At 59.2% G+C, this 1,702-nt stretch carries 2 protein-coding genes; both read right to left on the bottom strand.

Features of this window, described 5'->3' with window-relative positions; genetic code table 11:
* Window positions 1-209: 209 nt before the first annotated feature.
* A protein-coding gene (locus tag WCE35_RS25575; protein WP_424596091.1) for an IS3 family transposase occupies window positions 210-1,342 on the bottom strand; the annotation gives its coding sequence in 2 pieces (ribosomal slippage) (window positions 210-1,087 and window positions 1,087-1,342; 1,134 coding nt in all).
* A gap of 177 nt (window positions 1,343-1,519) precedes the next feature.
* Window positions 1,520-1,702: hypothetical protein (locus tag WCE35_RS25580; RefSeq protein ID WP_424596092.1), on the bottom strand; the 183-nt coding region annotated here is incomplete at its 5' end.

Genomic DNA, 1,702 nt, shown 5'->3' on the forward strand with positions numbered 1-1,702 from the left:
GCGGCAGGGCGCGGGGTTAGCATTTGCGCTAAAAGCGAGGGGCGATCTCAAAGCCATCCGCCTCGAAGCGCTCGGAAGCCGCGAGCCTTGATTGTGTCTGACAGATACAGGTTCTGCCAGACCACATCATTCACAGGGGGAAGACGACTGAGCTGGTCCCGGTTGTCTGAACAAAAATTCCGCGTCGATAAGTGGAGCCTCTGCCGGGGTTATGCCGCCGCGCGGAGCGGAGGAAGATCGAAGTAGGCTTGATCCGGGGTACGGTCGTCAAGGCTCGAATGTGGGCGACGGCGATTGTAGAAGTCGAGATATTGGCCGATCGAGGCGCGGGCCTCGCCGACGGTTTCGTAAGCTCGCAGGTACACCTCCTCGTATTTAACGCTGCGCCACAGCCGCTCGACGAACACGTTGTCGCGCCAGGCGCCCTTGCCGTCCATGCTGATGGCGATGCCGTTGCTGGCGAGCAGGCCGGTGAAGGCCGCACCGGTGAACTGCGAGCCCTGGTCCGTGTTGAAGATTTCCGGCTTGCCGTGACGAGCCAGGGCATCCTCCAGCGTCTCAACGCAGAAGGCGGCTTCCATCGTGATCGACAACCGCCAGGACAAAACCCGGCGTGTTGCCCAATCGAGCACGACGGCGAGGTAGACGAAGCCGCGCGCCATCGGGATATAGGTGATGTCCATCGCCCAGACCTGGTTCGGCCGTGTGATCTCCATGCCGCGCAGCAGATACGGATAGATCTTGTGGCCGGGCTCGGGCTTGGTGGTGCGCGGACGGCGATAGAGTGCTTCTATCCCCATCCGCCGCATTAGCGTCTTCACATGCCGGCGGCCGATCTTGCACCCCTGCAAAGCCAGCAGGCCGCGCAACATACGCGAACCGGCGAAGGGATACTCCAGATGCAGCCGGTCGAGACGCCGCATGATCGCGAGATCGGCGTCCGGCACCGGGCGCGGCAGGTAATAAACGCTGCCGCGACTGATCTGCAAAACCTCCGCCTGCTTCGTAATCGACAGATCGTGCTTGCGGTCGATCATCGTTTTGCGCTCAGCAATCCCGCCTTGGTGAGCGCTCCTTCTAAAAAATCGTTCTCCAGCGTCAACTCCCCGATCTTGGCGTGCAGCGACTTCACGTCGATGGCGGGAGCGGCGGGTGCCATGCTCCCCGACCCAAAAACTCCGGAAGCGCCTCCCTCCAATTGGGCCTTCCATGCCGTGATCTGATTGGGGTGGACGTCGAAATGCTCGGCCAGTTGGGCTATCGTCCGGTCACCCTTGACGGCGGCAAGCGCTACCTTCGCCTTGAAGGCCGGTGTGTGGTTCCGGCGCGGTCGTCTGTTCATGGTCTCTCCTGATTCGCAGGCTCAGCGTGCCCGCTGTCAGGCAGAAACTCCACTTATCGATCTGTGCAGAATTCCGGGACCGGCTCTAACGGCGGGTTGAAATCAAAGGCCAGTTGTTCGGCAGGCATACCAACCCCAATCCAGTCTGCACATGTCGACTAGGACAGAAAATGCTAACTAAAACAATAAGTTGTTCTCTACAGGCACGTCTAGATAATGCTGTTCGCTATGGAAGTGGTCAAGTCGAGGAAAAGCTATTGGGAAGTTGCACACGAAGAGCGTGACAAAAGCCACCGGAAAAACCACCGGAGCAAAAACATAAGGACGCTTAAGTAGTTGTGTGGAAGGCAGTTTTTCACC

Origin of the sequence: Bradyrhizobium sp. (assembly GCF_049691595.1) — a bacterium.
In the GTDB taxonomy this organism is placed as follows: Bacteria; Pseudomonadota; Alphaproteobacteria; order Rhizobiales; family Xanthobacteraceae; genus Bradyrhizobium.